Here is a 203-nt window from a genome sequence, read left to right as displayed (position 1 = left end):
GCGGTTGCAGATGGGTTACCGGCGATATCAATCACTTGCGCGGTGACATCAACATCGGTCGCGCCTGCAGTGACAGGCACTTCAACGTCAAAGCCGTTGTCGAGCATGTCCTGAGTCACAGGGCCGTTAAATAGGGTGTTGCCGTTGCCATCAGTGACAATCAAGGTGTCGCCAACTTGGGTGCCAGTCGCTAGCGTCACGGT

General features: G+C 56.2%; 1 protein-coding gene. It reads right to left on the bottom strand.

Annotation, left to right across the window (positions count from 1 at the left end):
* Positions 1-203: hypothetical protein (locus H5181_RS20580; protein ID WP_182751911.1), on the bottom strand; the 203-nt coding region annotated here is incomplete at both ends.

The sequence above is a fragment of the Shewanella sp. SG44-2 genome, from assembly GCF_014164215.1.
GTDB classification, from domain to species: domain Bacteria; phylum Pseudomonadota; class Gammaproteobacteria; order Enterobacterales; family Shewanellaceae; genus Shewanella; species Shewanella frigidimarina.
The sequence above is the reverse complement of the archived record's forward strand: the minus strand, read 5'-3'. Positions and strand labels throughout refer to the sequence as shown.